We start from the raw sequence: 16,218 nt of genomic DNA on the forward strand, positions 1-16,218 counted from the left end.
ATGACGACATGGCTCATCACCGGCTGCTCCACCGGACTCGGACGGGCCTTCGCCCAGGAGGTCCTCGCGCGCGGCCACAACGCCGTGGTCACCGCGCGCGACGCGGCGAAGGTGCACGACATCGTGGGGGCCTACCCGAACACCGCGGTCGCGTTGCCGCTCGACGTGACGAACGACGCGCAGGTCACTGCCGCGGTGACCGCAGCCGAAGAGCGGTTCGGCGGCGTCGATGTGCTGGTCAACAACGCCGGCTATGGCTACCGCGCCGCCGTCGAGGAGGGAGAGGACGAGGCGGTGCAGCAGCTGTTCGACACCCATGTGTTCGGCACCGCACGCACGATCAAGGCCGTGCTGCCCGGGATGCGGCGGCGCCGGTCCGGGACGATCGTCAATCTCTCCTCCATCGGCGCGCGCCTGTCCCCGCCGGGGTCCGGCTACTACGCTGCGGTCAAGGCTGCGGTCGAGGCGATGACCCTGTCGCTCCGCAAGGAGGTCGAGCCCCTGGGCATCACGGCCCTGGTCGTCGAACCCGGCGGGTTCCGTACCGATTTCGCCGGCAGGTCGCTCACTCAGTCCGCGATCCCGATAGAGGACTACGCCGAGACCGCCGGTCAGCGGCGCAAGGAGAACGACACCGTCCACGGGACGCAGGCGGGCGACCCTGCCAAGGCCGCGGCGCGCCTCGTCGAGGTCGTCGAGTCCGATGCCCCGCCGTACATGCTCGTGCTGGGTAACGACGCCTCGGATGCGTTCCGTGCCTCGCTCGACGCCCTGCGCGCCGACCTCGACACCTGGGAGCAGGTCAGCCGCAGCACCGACTTCGACGACTGATCCGACGAGGGCCTAGGAGTACGTCGTCCGTTGCGGGTACGACATCGTGCACCCCTGACCACTGAGGTGCACATGCACATGCACATGCACATGCTAATGTATGTGTATGTCTCTGATGGAGCGCCGGCTGCAAATCCTGTTGGACGAGAAGCGGTACGAGCGGCTCACCGGTGAGGCCGAGCGGACGGGGCGTAGCGTCGCCGCCGTGGTGCGCGAGGCCATCGACATGCGTTTTCCCGACGACGGAGGCCAGTCGCGCGCAGATGCGGCCCGTACCTTGTTGAGCCTGAGCGACATGGACGTCTCGAACCCGCCTGACGACGGGCCGGGGGAGAGTCCTGCCGAGTTGAAGGCCGCTTACGAAGAAGCGCTGGCTGCCAAGGTCGGCGACTGAATGCGCGCTCTGTTCCTCGACCCCTCGGTCCTGCTGCTGGCCGTCGGCGGCGAGCATGAGATGCGTGAGCCCTGTCGCGACGTCCTGAAGGCTGCTGCCGAGCAGAGCGTCCGGCTTCACCTGAGTGTGGAGGGCGGACAGGAGTTCCTGTTCCATCGCTTGCGTCGCACCACGCGCGACCGTGCCCTCGTCGAGTTCGACCAGGTGGAGCGCCTGGTCATCTGGCACGCCTTCGACGTCGACGTCCTGCGCTCGTCCCGAGACCTGGTGGCCAAGGGTTACGCGCGGGGGCGGAACGCGGTGCACGCCGCGACGGCACTCGGGGCCGGTTTCGACTCGATCGTCAGCTGTGACGCGGACTTCGACGGCATCCCCGGCCTGGCGCGGCTCGACCCCCGATCGTCGACCGCCTGGGCCGGGTGAGGCCCCGCCGCCGGAATCTGACCCTCGACCCGCCCACCGCACCGCATCGCGCAGGCCCTAGGTTGTCGTCCGAAACATCGACCGAGGAGCTGCCGTGAATGCCGTGTTGTTGGCCGTCGTCGTCATGCTGGGCCTGGCCTTGGCGCGGGTGCATGTCGTGATGGCGTTGGTCATCGCAGCGATCGTCGGCGGGCTCGTCGCGGGCATGGACATCACCGCGACGATGGAGTCGTTCACCGAAGGCATCGCCGGGGGTGCCAGCATCGCCTTGTCCTACGCGATGCTCGGGGCGTTCGCCGTGGCGATCTCCCACTCCGGGCTGCCGCAGGCCTTCGCCAACTGGATCATCGCCCGAGCCCGCACGAGCACCTCCTCTCTCGCCGCCGTCGGGGGCGGGTCCGCCCCGGCCACGGATGGCGCGCACATCGACGAGGCGGTGGAGGCGCCCAGGCCGGGCCGGGTGCCGGCAGGGATCAAGTGGGCGCTGCTCGGCGTCCTGCTGGCGGTGAGCATCATGAGTCAGAACGTCGTGCCGATCCACATCGCGTTCATCCCGATCCTCGTGCCGCCGCTGCTCATCGCGTTCAACAGGTTCGAGATCGACCGGCGGCTGCTCGCCTGCATCATGACCTTCGGTCTGGTGACGACCTACATGTGGCTGCCCTACGGCTTCGGCAACGTCTTCCTCAACGAGATCCTGCTCGCCAACATCGAGAGCGCGGGCCTCGACACGAGCGGAATCAACGTCATGTCGGCCATGGCCATCCCCGCCCTCGGCATGCTCGTGGGCCTGCTCATCGCGCTCGTCTCCTACCGCCGGCCACGCCGGTACGCCGACGCCCCGATCGCCGGCGAGGAGCAGCCGGACACCGGTCGGCCCATCGCCGCGTACCCGCTCGTCGTAGCGGGCATCGCGATCGTGCTGTCCCTGGTCATCCAGGTGTGGGCGGACTCGCTCCTGCTCGGGGCGCTCGTCGGGTTCGCGGTCTTCATGGCATCGCGGGTCGTGAAGTGGAACGAGGCGGGCGGTGTCTTCGACCGCGGTATCAAGATGATGGCGATGATCGGCTTCATCATGATCGCCGCGCAGGGATTCGCGCAGGTCATGCGCGACTCCGGCCACGTCGAGCCCCTCGTGACGGCCAGTGCGGAGGCCTTCGCCGGTAGCCGCGCGATCGCCGCCCTCGTCATGTTGGTCGTCGGCCTGTTCGTCACCATGGGCATCGGCAGTTCGTTCTCGACCCTGCCGATCATCACCACGATCTACGTGCCGCTGTGCCTCTCGCTCGGGTTCTCCCCGATCGCGACCGTCGCCCTCATCGGCACCGCCGGCGCTCTCGGCGACGCCGGCTCACCCGCCTCGGACTCGACCCTCGGCCCGACCGCCGGACTCAACGCCGACGGGCAGCACGACCACATCCGCGACACCGTCATCCCCACGTTCCTGCACTTCAACCTGCCGTTGATGGCGGCGGGATGGGTCGCCGCGATGGTCTTGTGAGTGCCCCACGCCCAGCACGCAGAGGAGCGGAGTCGAACCGTCGCCCGCATGCCGGATAAGTTGTCCACGTGTTGGAATCGCTGACCGCCGCCCTCGACCAGTTCAACGGGCGGCTCTACACCTACGTCCTCGTCGTCCTCCTCATCGGGGTGGGTCTGCTCCTCACCGTGCTCACGCGTGGGGTCCAGGTGCGACATTTCGCGGAGATGATCCGCTACAGCCTCGGCTCACGTCGCGGCGCCGAGGGCGGCATCTCGAGCTTCCAGGCGTTCGCCATCGGCATGGCCACCCGCATCGGCATCGGCAACATCACCGGTGTCGCGCTCGCGCTCGTGCTCGGCGGGCCCGGAGCGATCTTCTGGATGTGGGTGGTCGCCGCCGTCGGCATGGCGACGTCCTTCGCCGAGGCCACGCTGGCGCAGGTCTTCAAGGTGCGCTGGTCGGACGGCACGTTCCGAGGCGGCCCGGCCTACTACCTGACCCGCGGCCTGCGCTCGCGGGCGTGGGGTGTGCTGTTCGCGGTCCTGCTCATCTTCGCCATGGTCATCGCCATGCCGATGGTGCAGGCCAACACCATCGCCGTGGCCCTCGAGGCGGGGCACGGGGTGCCCACCTGGGTGACCGGCCTGGTGCTCATGGTGCTCGTCGGTCTCGTCGTCTTCGCAGGCGTGCGTGGCGTGGCACGAGCCGCGGAACTGCTGACCCCGCTCATGGCACTGGTGTACATCGGCATCGCGCTCGTCATCATCGCGCTCAACATCCAGGCGGTCCCGGGCTATCTGTCCGACATCGTCGCGGGCGCCTTCGGGCTGCGCGAGGGCCTGGCCGGCCTGGGCGGCGGCGTGGTGGCGGCCATGCTCAACGGCGCCCAGCGCGGCCTGTTCACCAACGAGGCCGGCATGGGCACCAACCCCAACGCCGCCGCCACCGCCACCGTGCGCCACCCCGTCCAGCAGGGACTCATCCAATCGCTCGGCGTGTTCGTCGACTCCGTCCTCATCTGCACCGCGACCGCCTTCATCATCCTGTCCGCCGGGGCGCCGCTGTACGTGCCCGGCCAGACGCAACGCCAGGCCGCCGGCGACCTCACCACCCAGGCCGTCACCGCCCAACTCGGCGGCGCGATGGTCTGGCCGATGACGATCATGATCTTCTTCTTCGGCTTCTCCTCGATCCTCGGCGCCTTCGCCTACGCCCAGGTCAACGCCGACTTCCTCCGCGGCCGCCACGGCCGGGTGCACCTGCTCGCCACCTGCGCCGTCATCACCACCGGCATCGGCTCCGTCCTCGCCCTGCACACCGTGTGGGTGTTCATGGACACCGCCATGGCACTCATCACCATCGTCAACCTCATCGGCCTCATCGTCCTGTCACGCTGGGTCGCCGGAGTCCTCCGCGACTACGAAACACAACGACGCCAAGGCGTGCGCGAACCCACCTTCGACGGCGACGACAACCCCCACCTACCCGGCCAACTCGAGAGCGACGTCTGGAACGCACGGGGGCTCACTCACGGGGGCTCCCCGCACGGGGGCTCCGCCCCCGTGGACCCCCGACTGCACTGACACGGCTGCGCCGCGGCGCACCCTCCGTTCCGTGCGTTCAAGCTCGCACCCTCGGGGGCTCCGCCCCCGAGTGCCCCCGACTGCGCTGACACGGCTGCGCCGCGACGTTCCTTCTGTTCCGCGCGTTCAAGCTCGCTCCGCTCGCGAACGCACGGGGCTCCGCCCCCGAGTGCCCCCGAACTGCACAGACACGGCTGCGCCGCGGCGCTCCTTCTGTTCCGCGCGTTCAGGCTCGCTTCGCTCGCGAACGCTCGGGGCTCCGCCCCCGAGTGCCCCCGAACTGCACAGACACGGCTGCGCCGCGGCGCTCCTTCTGTTCCGCACGTTCAGGCTCGCTTCGCTCGCGAACGCTCGGGGGCTCCGCCCCCGAGTGCCCCCGAACTGCACAGACACGGCTACGCCGCGGCGCTCCTTCTGTTCCGCACGTTCAGGCTCGCTTCGCTCGCGAACGCACGGAGGGCCTTCCCCGTCTGCACGCCGCTCCTCGGCCGCCTCGGGTTGTCCGTTCCGGCTCGACACGCCCGTTCCGCTCGACGAACGCACGGGCCAGGATGGGCGCATGGAGACAGCGATGCAGCCCCGCGAACCCGTCCCCCCGTTCACGCGTGAGAGCGCCCTCGCCAAGGTGCAGGCCGCCGAGGACGCCTGGAACACCACCGACCCGCAGCGTGTGGCAGGCGCCTACTCACCCGACACGCAATGGCGCAACCGCGACCTGCACATCCGCGGACGCGACGAGGTCATCGCGTTCCTCACCGACAAGTGGAACCGCGAGCTCGACTACCGCCTCCGCAAGAACCTCTGGGCCTTCACCGACGACCGCATCGCCGTGCGCTTCCAGTACGAATGGCACGATGCCGACGGGCAGTGGTGGCGCTCCTACGGCAACGAACTGTGGGAGTTCGACACCCTCGGCTACATGACCCGCCGCGAGGCATCCATCAACGACGTGGCGATCGACCAGGCCGACCTACGCGTCACACCGGGTGAAGGGGAGATCCCCACCTGGTGAGCGTCACGACACTCCGCCGGCACGAATCCCGGCGGAGCGTCGTGTTCGTGACGGGAGCCTCGGCGGCGCCTCCCGCCCCGGATTCAGCCTTGTGGCCGGCGGTTCCACTCTTTCGGCCGATGAGTGCGAACCACGTCCGTGATGCCATGGAACGAGACGCCGGGAGCATCCGGGGGAAACCGACGCCGACGAGAGGCCATCGATGAACAACCGACTAGCGCAGCACCTGACGACATGGAAGGCCTGGTACGCACTCTTCGCCATCCCCGCGCTCATCATCGGCTCGTTGTTGATGGCGCTGGGCGGAGCCGCCGAAGGAGCCCACGAAAGCGCCACGACCGCGATGAAGGGGCTCATGGTCCCGCTGCAGTTCATCGCCTTCGCCGTGCTGTCGCTGGGCTTCATCGCCCTCTTTGCGCGGCGTTGGCCGACGACCCGCGACCTGGGCCTCACCCGCGGTCTGGACAAGGGCGCCATCATCGTCGTTCTGGTCGTGTTCGTCGTGAGCCACGCGATCTTCTGGCTGATCGGCCTCGTGTCACCGGAGGACCCTGGCCAGGCGCAGCGGTACTTCGACGAGTCGGGTTTCACAGGCCCATTGCTGCCCGCCGTCGGCGCAGCCGTCACCAGCGTCATCCTCGCGCCCGTGTGCGAGGAACTGCTCTACCGCGGGGCGATGCTGCGGCCCATCCACGATGCCATCGCCCGCCGCGGCTCCACCACGACGGCGGCGATCGTGGCGATCGCCGTCAGCTCCGTCGCCTTCGCGTTGCCCCACCTCGGCGACTCCCTGTTCGGCACACAGGCCCTGGCCTACGTGGTCACCGGCGCGGCATTCGGGATCGTCTACGTCATGACGGGGTCGATGACCGCCGCGATGGTCTCCCACTCCCTGCAGAGCTGGGCGGCGTTCTCCCAGATCCTGATCTTCGGGCGTGGTGACGCATACGTGTCGCCGATCATCTGGATCCTCATCCTTGGCTGTCCCCTGTGGGTCTACCTCGTGGCCCGCGGCCTGCGCGCCATCTCCCCCAAGGGTCGCGAGGTGCCCGAGCAGCGAGGAGAGCTGAAGGCCCAGCGCACCTGATGCTCGGTCACGGTTCGGGGTCGACGGCCGACGGCGGCCTCGCCCCGACCGGCGCTTCTCGGGGCCACTCACCCCGGCGTGCGCGGATCGGGAGCGAACACGCGTCATCATGGAGACGTCGGTGACGGTGATGGCGCGAGGGGGCCGGATGACGGTGGGTGGGCGGTCGGAAGCAGGTCGGTGGGGCCGTGTCGGCCGGCGCCGCAGCGCGATGGCGGCGGGCCTGGTCGCGGTGACCCTCTTGACCGGCTGCAGCATCGCGGACCGGGCACCGCGCACGAGTCCGATCCCCACCCACGCCGCCGGGTCGGACACCGCAGACCGCGCCGAGGTCACCTACCTGCCCGAATGCGGCCCGGACTCTCTCGTCAAACGGCCCTCCTCCTACGTCCTGGCGTGCGGCGACGGCGGCGAACTCCTCGAGGACCTCACCTGGCGGGCGTGGGGTGAGGAGTCGGCGACGGCCGGCGGCAACATGGTGACGAACGACTGCAACCCGAACTGCGCCGAGGGCAGCGACATCTCCAACCCCGTCAAGGTCGTCGCCGATCAGCTGTCGGTCGGCGAGGGGACCTCGGTCTATCGCCGGCTCACCGTCACGCTCGACACGCCCGGAGGCGGCGGCGTGCAGACCGTCCTGCATCTGCCCGAGGGCGGCGAAGGCCCTTCCGGCGACGGCCCACCCGAGCTACCCACGATGTCGGACGGCTGAGGTCGCCGCACTGCCGGTCGCTGCCAGTCACTCACCGTCGACGGCCTGAAAACACACCTCCGCCCGCGCGCCCGTACCCGGCCCGTCGACGTTGCTCAACTCGAGCCGGCCACCCATGGCCCCGGTGTGCTTCGCCGCGATCGTCAGTCCGAGGCCGCTGCCCTTGCCGACGGTGAAGGTGGCGAACCGGCGCGGGCCGTCGGCCAGGAGCTCCTCGGGGAAACCCGGGCCGGAATCCACGACCTTCACGCGAGCACCCACGACCTCGACCCGCACCGGCGCGGCTCCGTAGGTGAGGGCGTTGCGGACGAGGTTGGTGACGACGCGGTCCACCCGGCGTGGCTCCACCCGCGCTCGGCCGGCCTGCGACACGTCGAGTTCGATGCGGTCGGCGTACGGTTCCAGAGCGCTACGCACTACGTCGCCGAGTTCGCAGTTCTGCCAAGCGATCTCGACCGACGCCGCATCGAGTCGGGAGATCTCGAGCAGGTCCTCCACGAGTCGCCGCAGGCGGGTGACCTGCCCGCGCACGAGATGACCGAGGTCGTCCTCGGGCAACAGTTCGGCGGCGCTGACGAGTCCGGTGACCGGCGACCGCAGTTCGTGGGCGACGTCGGCGGTGAACTGGCGCTCGAGCTCCAACCGGTGCTGCAAGGCCTGGGCCATCCGGTCCAGCGCGGAGGTGAGCAGTGCCACCTCGTCACGACCCGGTTGAGCGGCGCGGACATCGGTTTCGCCGCCGGCGATGCGGGTCGCCGCCTGGGCGCCGGCCCGGAGGCGCCGGGACAGCCACGTGCCGACGAGCCAGCCCAGCAGGGTGGCGACGGCGGCCGCGAGTGCGGCGGCGCGCGCGAAGGACCACCGCAACGCGCTGCGCTGAGCGTGCAACTCATCCCCCGGGAGCCGGACGGAGAGGACCTCGTGCATGCTCAGGAGTTGGACGGCGTACATCGTCGATCCGTCGTAGTACGACGCGCGCCGACCCTCGGAGGCACGCTGCACGACCTCGGGCGGGACCGAGGGGTCGTTGACGACGGCGCCGAACCGGCCGCGACCCTGGCTCTCGTAGAAGGTGACTCCGGACTCGAGGCGCTCCAGGGCCCGTTCGCGCAGACGTTCCCTGCCGTCGATGGCCGCGGCGTGATCGATGACGACGCCCGCGACCCCCGACACCCCGATGGCGACCGCTGCGACCCCGGCGGCGATCCGGGTGCGCAGGGAGTGCCAGAAGGGCACCGGCCGTAGCCGGGGCGCCTTGGCCGGCGTGGCCGCGTCGGTCACGTCAGCTCTTGACGAGCTTGTAGCCCGCGCCGCGGACGGTGGCGATGTGCTCGGCACCGATCTTGGCCCGCAACCGTTGGACGGTCACCTCCACCACGTGTGGGTCGCCCCAGTCGGGGTCGCCCCACACGAGGTCGAGCAGTTGGATGCGTGACAGCACCCGTCCTGGATGGTCGAGAAACGCCTCCAGGAGGCGGAACTCGGTGCTCGACAACGAGATCCGATCCTCACCGCGGCGGACGACCATGCCGGGGCGGTCGATGTGCAGGTCGCCGAGGGTGACCTCAGTGTCGGCGGCGGGGCGACCCCGGCGCAGGACGGCACGCAGGCGCGCCGCGAGCACGTCTCCGTCGAAGGGTTTGGTCACGTAGTCGTCGGCACCCGCCTCGAACCCGGCGATCTGGTCGTAGGGCAGGTCGCGGGCGGTGAGCAGCACGGCCGGGGTGTCGACCCGCTCACGGGCACGACGGATGAACGTCATGCCGTCCATGCGCGGCATCATCACGTCGACGACGAGGACGTCGGGCTCGACGAGGGGGAGCCGCTCCAACGCCTCGATCCCGTCACCGGCGACCTCCACGGCGAATCCGTGGCGTTCGAGCACGAGGCGGGTCGTGGTCCGCAGGGCCTCGTCGTCCTCGACGAGAAGCACGAGCGGTGCCCCGTCCGGGCGAGGCGCGGCCTGGCCGCGTGGGGAGACACTCATGCCTCCAGGCTAGATGCCCGACGAAGCACGCCCCGTGAGCCACGAGCTGCGCACCGCCGGGAGGCCGATGTGCCCGGCGATGGATACGGTGACTGCATGACCGATGCATCGGACGGGCGTGAGATCGACAACGAGGTCGCCGCTCAACTGGACGCCGCCGACTTCAACCAGGAGCGGGGAGACGACCCCTCGGCCGCTCCGCCGGACGAGATGAGCCGCGTCATCGAGGAGCAGGCCGCCCAGGCGGCTGATCCGCTCACGGGTGAGCCAGAGGATCCCGAGAGCCTCACCCAGGGTTCGACCTGGTGAGTCGCGAGGGGTCTCCCGCGCCGTCGTAGGACTGCCGCGAGTGCCGACCCGGGGCGCACGTCGAGCACCGTCAGGCCAGGGGAGACTCCACGGTGACGCGGAGTCTCCCCTGGCCGGCAGTCATGATCTCGCGGGCAACGGTCATGTCGTTCTTCTCCTGATCTGGTGGTCTCTGGTCGGTCGGTGGTCGCTGACAGAGATGAGGGGCGGCAGAGAGCGGCTTGGTTCGAGCCACGGGTCGACGCGGCCCCCCGATAGACCGCGTCGACCCGTGACCCGGGGGCCGGCTCTCAGAGCCGGGGACATGGTGAGGACCGACGGGGCGCAGGGGCCGTCGGTGAGCGGTGAAGGCCCCGCTTCGACCTTGCGCGGACGCAGACAGCCGGGACACCGGGTCGGCCGGAGAGAGCCATGACACCGGGGGATGAGGAAGCGAGGATGACGTCATCGCACACGAGAGCATCCGGACCTGAGGATCGGGAGACGGCTGGGCTCACCGTGTCGCGAGAGGGGGCGGAGCGAGGTCATCGCAGGGATGCCTTCGGCCTCTACCGGGGTCGAGTATTCCATTCCTCCGACCGCGGCGCGAGACGAGAGGAGCGGACCCGGAATCGTGAGCGTGGTTCGCGTGGTGACCCCGGTTCGCGACGGTCCGGGTGATCATCGAAGCGCGAGGAGGTCCCACCCGAGACCGGCCCCGGCCCCCAGGACCAGGGTGGAGGTGGCCAGGACGACGGCGGTGGCGCTCGAGGCGGACGCAGATCGTGGGGCGCGCGGGCCGCCGTTGCCCTCCGGATCGCCTCGCCCGTAGGCGGGCGCGATCCACCGCAGGTAGTAGAAGAGGCTGAGCACGGAGTTGAGCAGCACGGCGATCGCCAGCCAGGGGTGACCGCCGTCCCAGGCGGCCGTCGCCGTCGTCAGCTTGCCGACGAAGACGGCCGTCGGCGGCGTACCCACGAAGCCGAGAAGGGCCACGACGAGCGCAGCGATCAGGAGCGGCCGCCTCGTGCCCAGACCCCGGTAGGAGCCCAGGGTGCGGCGCTGCGGCAGGGCGCACGTCACCGCGAACGCCGCGAGGTTCGTGACCGTGTACGCGGTGAGGTAGAGCAGCAGCGAGGGCAGCGCCAGGTCGCTGCGGCCGGCCACCACGACCGGCACCAGCAGGTAGCCGACCTGGCTGACGGTGGACCAGCCGAGCAACCGCCGGGGTCCTCCTGCTGATACGCGGCGAGGTTGCCCAGCGTCATGCTGCCGACCGCGAGCACGGCGACGAACAACGGCCACTCGAGGTCGTCCGGCAGGACGCCCACGAGCCGGTGGATCGCGACCAGCGCCCCGAGCTTGGGCACCGTGGTGACGAACGCCGCGACCGCGCCACCGGCGCCGGCGGCCGCGTCGGGCACCCAGAAGTGCGCGGGCACCCCACCGGCCTTGAACAGCAACCCGCCGAGCACGGCCACGACCCCGGCGGCCACTGCGGCCGGAGGCGCGTCCGGGAGCCGGGTCTGCAGCTCCCCGTATCCCGTGGTGCCGCAGACTCCGGAGAGCACGGTGATGCCGAGCAGCAGGACGATGCCGAACAGCGACCCGAGCAGGTAGGTCTTCATCGTCGCCTCGGTACCGGCCCGGGTGCGGGCGATGCCGATCAGGCCGTAGAGGGGGATGCTCGCGAGTAGGAATCCGACCGCGAGGACGAGCAGGTCGGACGCGCCGCCGACGACGAGGGTCCCGGCGGTGGCGAACAGCAGCAACGCGTACGTCTCGCTCTCACGGGCCGTGCCGGCGATCTCGTCACCGGCGAGCACCAGCACGACGAGGCCGGCGAGCGCGGCCACGACCCGCACGACGGCCGTCGCGCCGTCGAGGGTGAACGTCCCTGACATCGCCCACCCGTCCGGGCCGCCACCGGCGACGGCTCCGGCCACGGCGGCGGCGAGGAGGGCCGCCGCCGCGAGCAGCCGCGCCACCCACTGGCGGGTGCGCGGCAGGAAGGAGCCGCTCATCAGCACGACCAGCCCGCCCAGGAAGAGCAGGATCTCGGGCAGGAGCAGCAACGGGCGCATGTCGGTCGAGCCCACGGCTCACCTGCCGACCAGGTCGATGGCCAGCCGGGCGGCGGGCTCGATCACGCTCAGCAGCGGCCCGGGCAGGAGACCGATGCCCAGGGACAGCGCGAGCAACCCGCCGACGGACCACAGCTCGGCGGGTCGCAGATCGGCCAGACTCTCGGAGCGGCCCTGGACCGGACCGGTGAAGAGGCGCTGGAGCGCCCGCAGGAACAGGGCGGCGGTGAGCAGGATGCCGGGCAGGGCGATCGCGGTCACCGGCGCGGCGGCGATGCTGCCGGTGAAGATCTGGAACTCGGCGATGAACCCCGACAGGCCGGGCAGGCCCAGGGAGGCGAACGCCCCGATCGCGAAGAGCGCGGCGAACCGCGGCGCGGGCCGGGCCAGCCCGCCGTAGGCGCCCATGTCGTAGGTCCCGGCGCGGTCGTGCAGGACGCCGGCCAGCAGGAACAGGGCCCCGGTGACGAGGCCGTGACTGACCATCTGGGTGACCGCGCCGGTGACCGCGACCGTCCGCGCCTCTCCCGCGGGGTCGGCCGTCACGAGCCCGGCCGCGCCGAGGGCGAGCACGACGTATCCCATGTGGTTGACGGAGGTGTAGGCGATCATGCGCTTGAGGTCGCTCTGGCCCAGGGCGACGAGCGCCCCGTAGATGACCGAGACGATCCCGACCGCGACGATCACCCACGCCCAGGCGCGCCAGGCCTCCGGCAGCATCGGCATCGCGATCCGCACGAACCCGTAGGTGCCCATCTTCAGCAGCACCCCGGCGAGCACGGCGGAGCCGATCGCGGGCGCGTCGGTGTGCGCCGGGGGCAGCCAGGTGTGGAACGGGACCGTCGGCGTCTTCACGGCCAGCCCCAGGAGGATGGCCGCGAGCACGAGCCCGCCGGTGAGCGGGGATCCACTCAGGGGTGGCTGCCGCGCCAGCTCGACCATGTCGAAGGTGTGCGGGCTCGCCCCGACGTAGAGGCCGATGAACCCGGCCAGTAGCGACAGCGACCCGAGGAAGGTGTAGAGGAAGAACTTCAGCGCCGAGCGACCGGCGCCCTGATGTCCCCATCCGGCGATGACGAAGTACATCCCGACGATCGACAGGTCGAAGAACAGGAAGAAGAGGATGAGGTCGGCGGCGACGAACACCCCCAGGCACATGCTCTGCAGGAAGCAGAACAGCGCCGCCTGCAGCCGCGGGCGGTCGCTCTCCCGCAGTGCGTAGAGCGCGCAGGCGAGGAAGAGGACCGCGGTCAGCGCCACGAGCGGCAGCGAGAGGCCGTCGACCCCGACGTGGTAGCTGCTGTCCACCCCCGGGATCCAGGGGAGGCGCTCCTCGAACGCCAACCCGCCCGCCGGTGGGGTCTCGTAGCGCAGCCAGAGCGCGAGGACCAGGGCGAGGTCGAGGGTCGCCACCCCCACCCAGGCCCGGCGCGCGGCGGCGTCGGAGAGCCGAGGGAGGGTCACGAGGACCAGGGCGGCCAGCAGGGGCAGGACGAGGATCAGGGACACCATGGTCAGCTCACCGCGATCAGGAGCAGGGCGCCGAGCGCGAGGATCGCGACGGCCTGGACGTAGTACTGGTGCACGAGCCCGCTCTGGGGTCGGCGCGCGAGGCCGCCGAGGCGACGCAGGCCGGTGGCGATGCCCTCCACCGCGCCGTCCACCCGGCGATCGTCGACGCTCGCGCCGGCAGCGGCCGCCCGACCGGTGCCCCGCCAGGCGCCGCGCACGGCCCCGTCGAGCACCCGGTCGTCGAGGACGCGCGACCCGCGGGCCAGGCGAAGGAGGCCGCGCGCGCCACCGGTGACGGCGCGGTCGAGAACGTGGTCGTCGAAGCGCGCGAGCCGGTGGGCCAGGCCCAGGGTCGGCCGGACGAGCAGGGTCTGCGTCGCGGCGTCGAGGCCGAGCCAGGTCGACGTCCATCGCGGCGCCCACGTCGGCAGCGCGGCGCGGCGCCACCACACGAGCGCGAGGACGACCAGGGCCGGCAGGGCCGACGCCGCGGCCACCGCGGCTCCCGGGTGCGAAGGGCGTCCCCCGACCGCGCGGGTCAAGGCGTCGCCGAGCGGGGGAGCGCGAGCACCCCGAGACCGGCCGCCCCCAGCGCGAGGACGACGAGCGGCGCCTGCTCGAGCGCGCCGACGTGCCCGGTGCCGGGTCGTTCCCGGCCGCGGTGCGAGGCGACCTCGTCCCGGTCCTGCGCGGTCACCCGCGACCACACGGCGACGAGGATCGACCCGGCGTAGGCGGCGGACAGCGCGGCCGCGGCCAGACCGACCGCGGCGAGCCCGGGTGAGCGTTCGAGTGCGACGGCGAGCACGGCGTCCTTCGTCGCCCACAGCGCGAGCGGGGCGACGCCGGCGAGGGACAGCGCGGCGATCGTCGCGCTCCACCCGAGCACGCGCCACCGTCGGGCGACGCCGCGCAGGCCCGCGAGGTCCTTCGTGCCGAGCGCGGTCAGCCAGGCCCCGGCCGCGAGGAACAACGCCGCCTTGGTGGCGGCGTGGGCGAGCAGATGCGCGGTGGCCCCGGCGGTCGCGCCGAGCCCGGCCCCGAGGACGACGAACCCGAGCTGCGCACTCGTCGACGCCGCCAGGAGTTGCTTGAGGTCACGCTGCCCGACCGCGACGACTCCGAGCACGAGGGCGGTGAGGGCACCGATCCACGCGGCGGTGCCGGACGCCCAGCCGGTGGCGGCGAGCAGGGGGTGGGCCCGCAGCAGCAGGTAGCCGCCCATGGCGACCATCGCCGCCGAGTGCAGCAGCGCGCTCACGGGACTCGGTCCCTCCATCGCCCGGGACAGCCAGAACGAGAACGGCAGTTGTGCCGCCTTGCCCAGCGCCGCGACCAGCACGCCCGCGGCGAGCACGTCACGCCATCCGGCGGAGGCGACGGGCAGGTCGGCCACGACCAGGCCCGCTCCGCCGGCGAGGGCGGCGGCGGCCGCGACGTACAACCCCAGGTCGGCGACGCGGGTGGTGAGGAAGGCCGTCGTCCCGGCCGACACGCGCCGCCCCTCCTGCCACCGGAATCCGATGAGGGCGAACGACATCGCCCCCATGACCTCCCAGCCCAGGAGCAGGGCGGGCAGGGTCTGCGCCGTCGCGGTGAGCAGGGCGGCCGCGGCGAAGAGGAGCATGAGCCCGTGGAAGCGGCCCGGTGATTCCTGCGTCTCCGGATCCCCGCAGGAGAAGAGGAGCACGAGCAGGGTGACCACGGCGATCATCGCCACCATCAGCGCAGAGAGCCCGTCCACCCCGATGGCGAACTCACCGCCGGGCACCACCGGCAGGAAGGGGGACGACGCGGAGGGCCGGCTCAGCGCGACGACGACCGACAGCACCGCGGTCACCGACGCGGTGGCGACCGAGAGGACGGCGGCCCCCCGGCGGGGACGGGCCAGCGCGAGGACCCCGCCGACACCGGCGGGGAGCACGAGCAGGAGCCACAGGGCGAGCTGGGCCGGCGCCGCGTTCATCCGGACAGATCCGTCGCCATGTCGGTCATGTCCGTCCCGGCCTCGCGATGCAGCAGCGTGGCGACCGCGAAGCCCATCGCCATCTCCAGCGTCATCACCGCGAGGATCACCAGGAGCAGCACCTGACCGCTGGTGGCCGGGGCGAGGAACCACCAGAAGGTGGCGGCGGCGAGGATCACCCCGTTGATCATCAACTCCAGGCCCATCATCACCATGACGAGCACCTGCTGGGAGATCGCGCCGTACAGGCCGACGCTGAAGAGCGCGGCCGCGACGATCAGTCCCGCCTCGAGAGTCACCGGCCGACACCTCCCGGCTGCGGGTCGTCGGCCGGGCGGCGGGACAGGTCGTCGCCGAACCGGTCGTAGCGGGTGCGGTGCGAGGCGAGGACGACGCCCGCGACGATCGTCGCCACCATGACCGGGGCGATGACCGCCATGACGAGCATCAGCGGCCCCATGAGCGACTCCCCCAGCGCGCGGGTGACATCGGGGGCGGGACTGCCGCGCCGGGCCGGCCAGTCGATGGCCAGGATGCCGGCGAGAAGGACGACGAAGGTGGCCACGGCGATCCCGATCGCGGTCTTGTGGCCGTGCACCATGCTCATCGGCATGAGAGCCGGGTTCATCCCCATGAACATCACCATGTAGACGGCCATGATCGCCATCTCCATCACCATCATGAGCACCGTCACGACGCCCACGTAGTTCTGCTGCAGGAAGAGCAGTTGCAGCCCGACGGCGACGAACGACAGCGCCAGCGCGTAGGTGGCACGGGCCATGGAGTCGACGACGAACACGGCGATCCCGGCGAGCACCGCCACCACACCGAGCGCCCAGAATCCGACGGCGAGCAT

At 71.1% G+C, this 16,218-nt stretch carries 18 protein-coding genes; 9 read left to right on the top strand and 9 right to left on the bottom strand.

The window, feature by feature from the left end:
* The 8 genes from QQK49_RS19270 (at position 1) to QQK49_RS19305 (ending at position 7,525) form a co-directional block, all read left to right on the top strand.
* Entirely contained in the window at positions 1-831 is an 831-nt protein-coding gene (locus QQK49_RS19270; RefSeq protein ID WP_284305388.1) for an oxidoreductase, read from the top strand.
* 106 nt (positions 832-937) lie between these two features.
* Positions 938-1,225, top strand: coding sequence for a ribbon-helix-helix protein, CopG family (locus QQK49_RS19275; RefSeq protein ID WP_284305389.1), 288 nt, complete (start codon positions 938-940; stop codon positions 1,223-1,225).
* Positions 1,226-1,648: a type II toxin-antitoxin system VapC family toxin gene (locus tag QQK49_RS19280; protein WP_284305390.1), complete on the top strand. Its 423-nt coding sequence runs from the start codon at positions 1,226-1,228 to the stop codon at positions 1,646-1,648. It begins immediately after the preceding gene.
* A 94-nt stretch (positions 1,649-1,742) separates the two neighbouring features.
* Positions 1,743-3,149, top strand: coding sequence for a Na+/H+ antiporter family protein (locus tag QQK49_RS19285; protein ID WP_284305391.1), 1,407 nt, complete (start codon positions 1,743-1,745; stop codon positions 3,147-3,149).
* A 68-nt stretch (positions 3,150-3,217) separates the two neighbouring features.
* A complete protein-coding gene (locus tag QQK49_RS19290; protein ID WP_284305392.1) occupies positions 3,218-4,714 on the top strand; it encodes an alanine/glycine:cation symporter family protein in 1,497 nt (498 codons plus the stop codon).
* A 559-nt stretch (positions 4,715-5,273) separates the two neighbouring features.
* Positions 5,274-5,726, top strand: a complete 453-nt coding sequence (locus tag QQK49_RS19295; RefSeq protein WP_284305393.1) for a nuclear transport factor 2 family protein — start codon at positions 5,274-5,276, stop codon at positions 5,724-5,726.
* Between the two features lie 202 nt (positions 5,727-5,928).
* Positions 5,929-6,813 (top strand): CPBP family intramembrane glutamic endopeptidase, encoded by an 885-nt coding sequence (locus QQK49_RS19300; RefSeq protein WP_284305394.1) that lies wholly within the window; start codon positions 5,929-5,931, stop codon positions 6,811-6,813.
* Between the two features lie 232 nt (positions 6,814-7,045).
* The gene (locus QQK49_RS19305) at positions 7,046-7,525 is read left to right on the top strand and encodes a hypothetical protein (protein ID WP_284305395.1); all 480 of its coding nucleotides are present in this window, start codon (positions 7,046-7,048) and stop codon (positions 7,523-7,525) included.
* A gap of 27 nt (positions 7,526-7,552) precedes the next feature.
* On the opposite strand, the gene QQK49_RS19310 is transcribed toward QQK49_RS19305, so the two are convergent.
* Together QQK49_RS19310 and QQK49_RS19315 are read right to left on the bottom strand one after the other, a co-directional pair.
* A complete protein-coding gene (locus tag QQK49_RS19310; RefSeq protein ID WP_284305396.1) occupies positions 7,553-8,806 on the bottom strand; it encodes a HAMP domain-containing sensor histidine kinase in 1,254 nt (417 codons plus the stop codon).
* A gap of 1 nt (position 8,807) precedes the next feature.
* Positions 8,808-9,512: a response regulator transcription factor gene (locus QQK49_RS19315; protein ID WP_284305397.1), complete on the bottom strand. Its 705-nt coding sequence runs from the start codon at positions 9,510-9,512 to the stop codon at positions 8,808-8,810.
* A 96-nt stretch (positions 9,513-9,608) separates the two neighbouring features.
* On the opposite strand from QQK49_RS19315, the gene QQK49_RS19320 reads away from it, so the two are divergent.
* Positions 9,609-9,821 (top strand): hypothetical protein, encoded by a 213-nt coding sequence (locus QQK49_RS19320; RefSeq protein WP_284305398.1) that lies wholly within the window; start codon positions 9,609-9,611, stop codon positions 9,819-9,821.
* A 660-nt stretch (positions 9,822-10,481) separates the two neighbouring features.
* On the opposite strand, the gene QQK49_RS19325 is transcribed toward QQK49_RS19320, so the two are convergent.
* Genes QQK49_RS19325 through QQK49_RS19355 form a run of 7 tightly spaced genes read right to left on the bottom strand, consistent with a single transcriptional unit; the run spans position 10,482 to position 16,218 of the window.
* Positions 10,482-10,967, bottom strand: a complete 486-nt coding sequence (locus tag QQK49_RS19325) for a proton-conducting transporter transmembrane domain-containing protein (RefSeq protein WP_284305399.1) — start codon at positions 10,965-10,967, stop codon at positions 10,482-10,484.
* Complete coding sequence (locus QQK49_RS19330) at positions 10,880-11,899, bottom strand: proton-conducting transporter transmembrane domain-containing protein (RefSeq protein ID WP_284305400.1); 1,020 nt, start codon at positions 11,897-11,899, stop codon at positions 10,880-10,882. Before QQK49_RS19330 ends, QQK49_RS19325 begins: the two co-directional genes overlap by 88 nt.
* 3 nt (positions 11,900-11,902) lie before the next feature.
* Entirely contained in the window at positions 11,903-13,396 is a 1,494-nt protein-coding gene (locus QQK49_RS19335) for a complex I subunit 4 family protein (RefSeq protein WP_284305401.1), read from the bottom strand.
* A gap of 2 nt (positions 13,397-13,398) precedes the next feature.
* Positions 13,399-13,893 carry a hypothetical protein gene (locus QQK49_RS19340; protein WP_284305402.1) on the bottom strand — a complete coding sequence of 165 codons (495 nt, stop codon included), beginning with the start codon at positions 13,891-13,893 and terminating at the stop codon, positions 13,399-13,401.
* Positions 13,894-13,934: 41 nt separating this feature from the next.
* Positions 13,935-15,362, bottom strand: a complete 1,428-nt coding sequence (locus tag QQK49_RS19345) for a proton-conducting transporter transmembrane domain-containing protein (RefSeq protein ID WP_284305403.1) — start codon at positions 15,360-15,362, stop codon at positions 13,935-13,937.
* On the bottom strand, positions 15,359-15,661 hold the full coding sequence (locus QQK49_RS19350) for an NADH-quinone oxidoreductase subunit NuoK (protein WP_284305404.1): 303 nt from the start codon (positions 15,659-15,661) through the stop codon (positions 15,359-15,361). Before QQK49_RS19350 ends, QQK49_RS19345 begins: the two co-directional genes overlap by 4 nt.
* Entirely contained in the window at positions 15,658-16,218 is a 561-nt protein-coding gene (locus tag QQK49_RS19355; protein ID WP_284305405.1) for an NADH-quinone oxidoreductase subunit J, read from the bottom strand. Before QQK49_RS19355 ends, QQK49_RS19350 begins: the two co-directional genes overlap by 4 nt.

Origin of the sequence: Mobilicoccus caccae (genome assembly GCF_030161635.1) — a bacterium.
Lineage (GTDB): Bacteria > Actinomycetota > Actinomycetes > Actinomycetales > Dermatophilaceae > Mobilicoccus > Mobilicoccus caccae.

What these genes read in the sequence shown, in the direction of transcription:
- QQK49_RS19270 (WP_284305388.1), top strand. Translation starts at nt 1, where the DNA reads ATGACGACATGGCTCATCACCGGCTGCTCCACCGGACTCGGACGGGCC.
- QQK49_RS19275 (WP_284305389.1), top strand. Translation starts at nt 938, where the DNA reads ATGTCTCTGATGGAGCGCCGGCTGCAAATCCTGTTGGACGAGAAGCGG.
- QQK49_RS19280 (WP_284305390.1), top strand. Translation starts at nt 1,226, where the DNA reads ATGCGCGCTCTGTTCCTCGACCCCTCGGTCCTGCTGCTGGCCGTCGGC.
- QQK49_RS19295 (WP_284305393.1), top strand. Translation starts at nt 5,274, where the DNA reads ATGGAGACAGCGATGCAGCCCCGCGAACCCGTCCCCCCGTTCACGCGT.
- QQK49_RS19300 (WP_284305394.1), top strand. Translation starts at nt 5,929, where the DNA reads ATGAACAACCGACTAGCGCAGCACCTGACGACATGGAAGGCCTGGTAC.
- QQK49_RS19315 (WP_284305397.1), bottom strand. Translation starts at nt 9,512, where the DNA reads ATGAGTGTCTCCCCACGCGGCCAGGCCGCGCCTCGCCCGGACGGGGCA.
- QQK49_RS19320 (WP_284305398.1), top strand. Translation starts at nt 9,609, where the DNA reads ATGACCGATGCATCGGACGGGCGTGAGATCGACAACGAGGTCGCCGCT.
- QQK49_RS19335 (WP_284305401.1), bottom strand. Translation starts at nt 13,396, where the DNA reads ATGGTGTCCCTGATCCTCGTCCTGCCCCTGCTGGCCGCCCTGGTCCTC.
- QQK49_RS19345 (WP_284305403.1), bottom strand. Translation starts at nt 15,362, where the DNA reads ATGAACGCGGCGCCGGCCCAGCTCGCCCTGTGGCTCCTGCTCGTGCTC.
- QQK49_RS19355 (WP_284305405.1), bottom strand. Translation starts at nt 16,218, where the DNA reads ATGCTCGCCGTCGGATTCTGGGCGCTCGGTGTGGTGGCGGTGCTCGCC.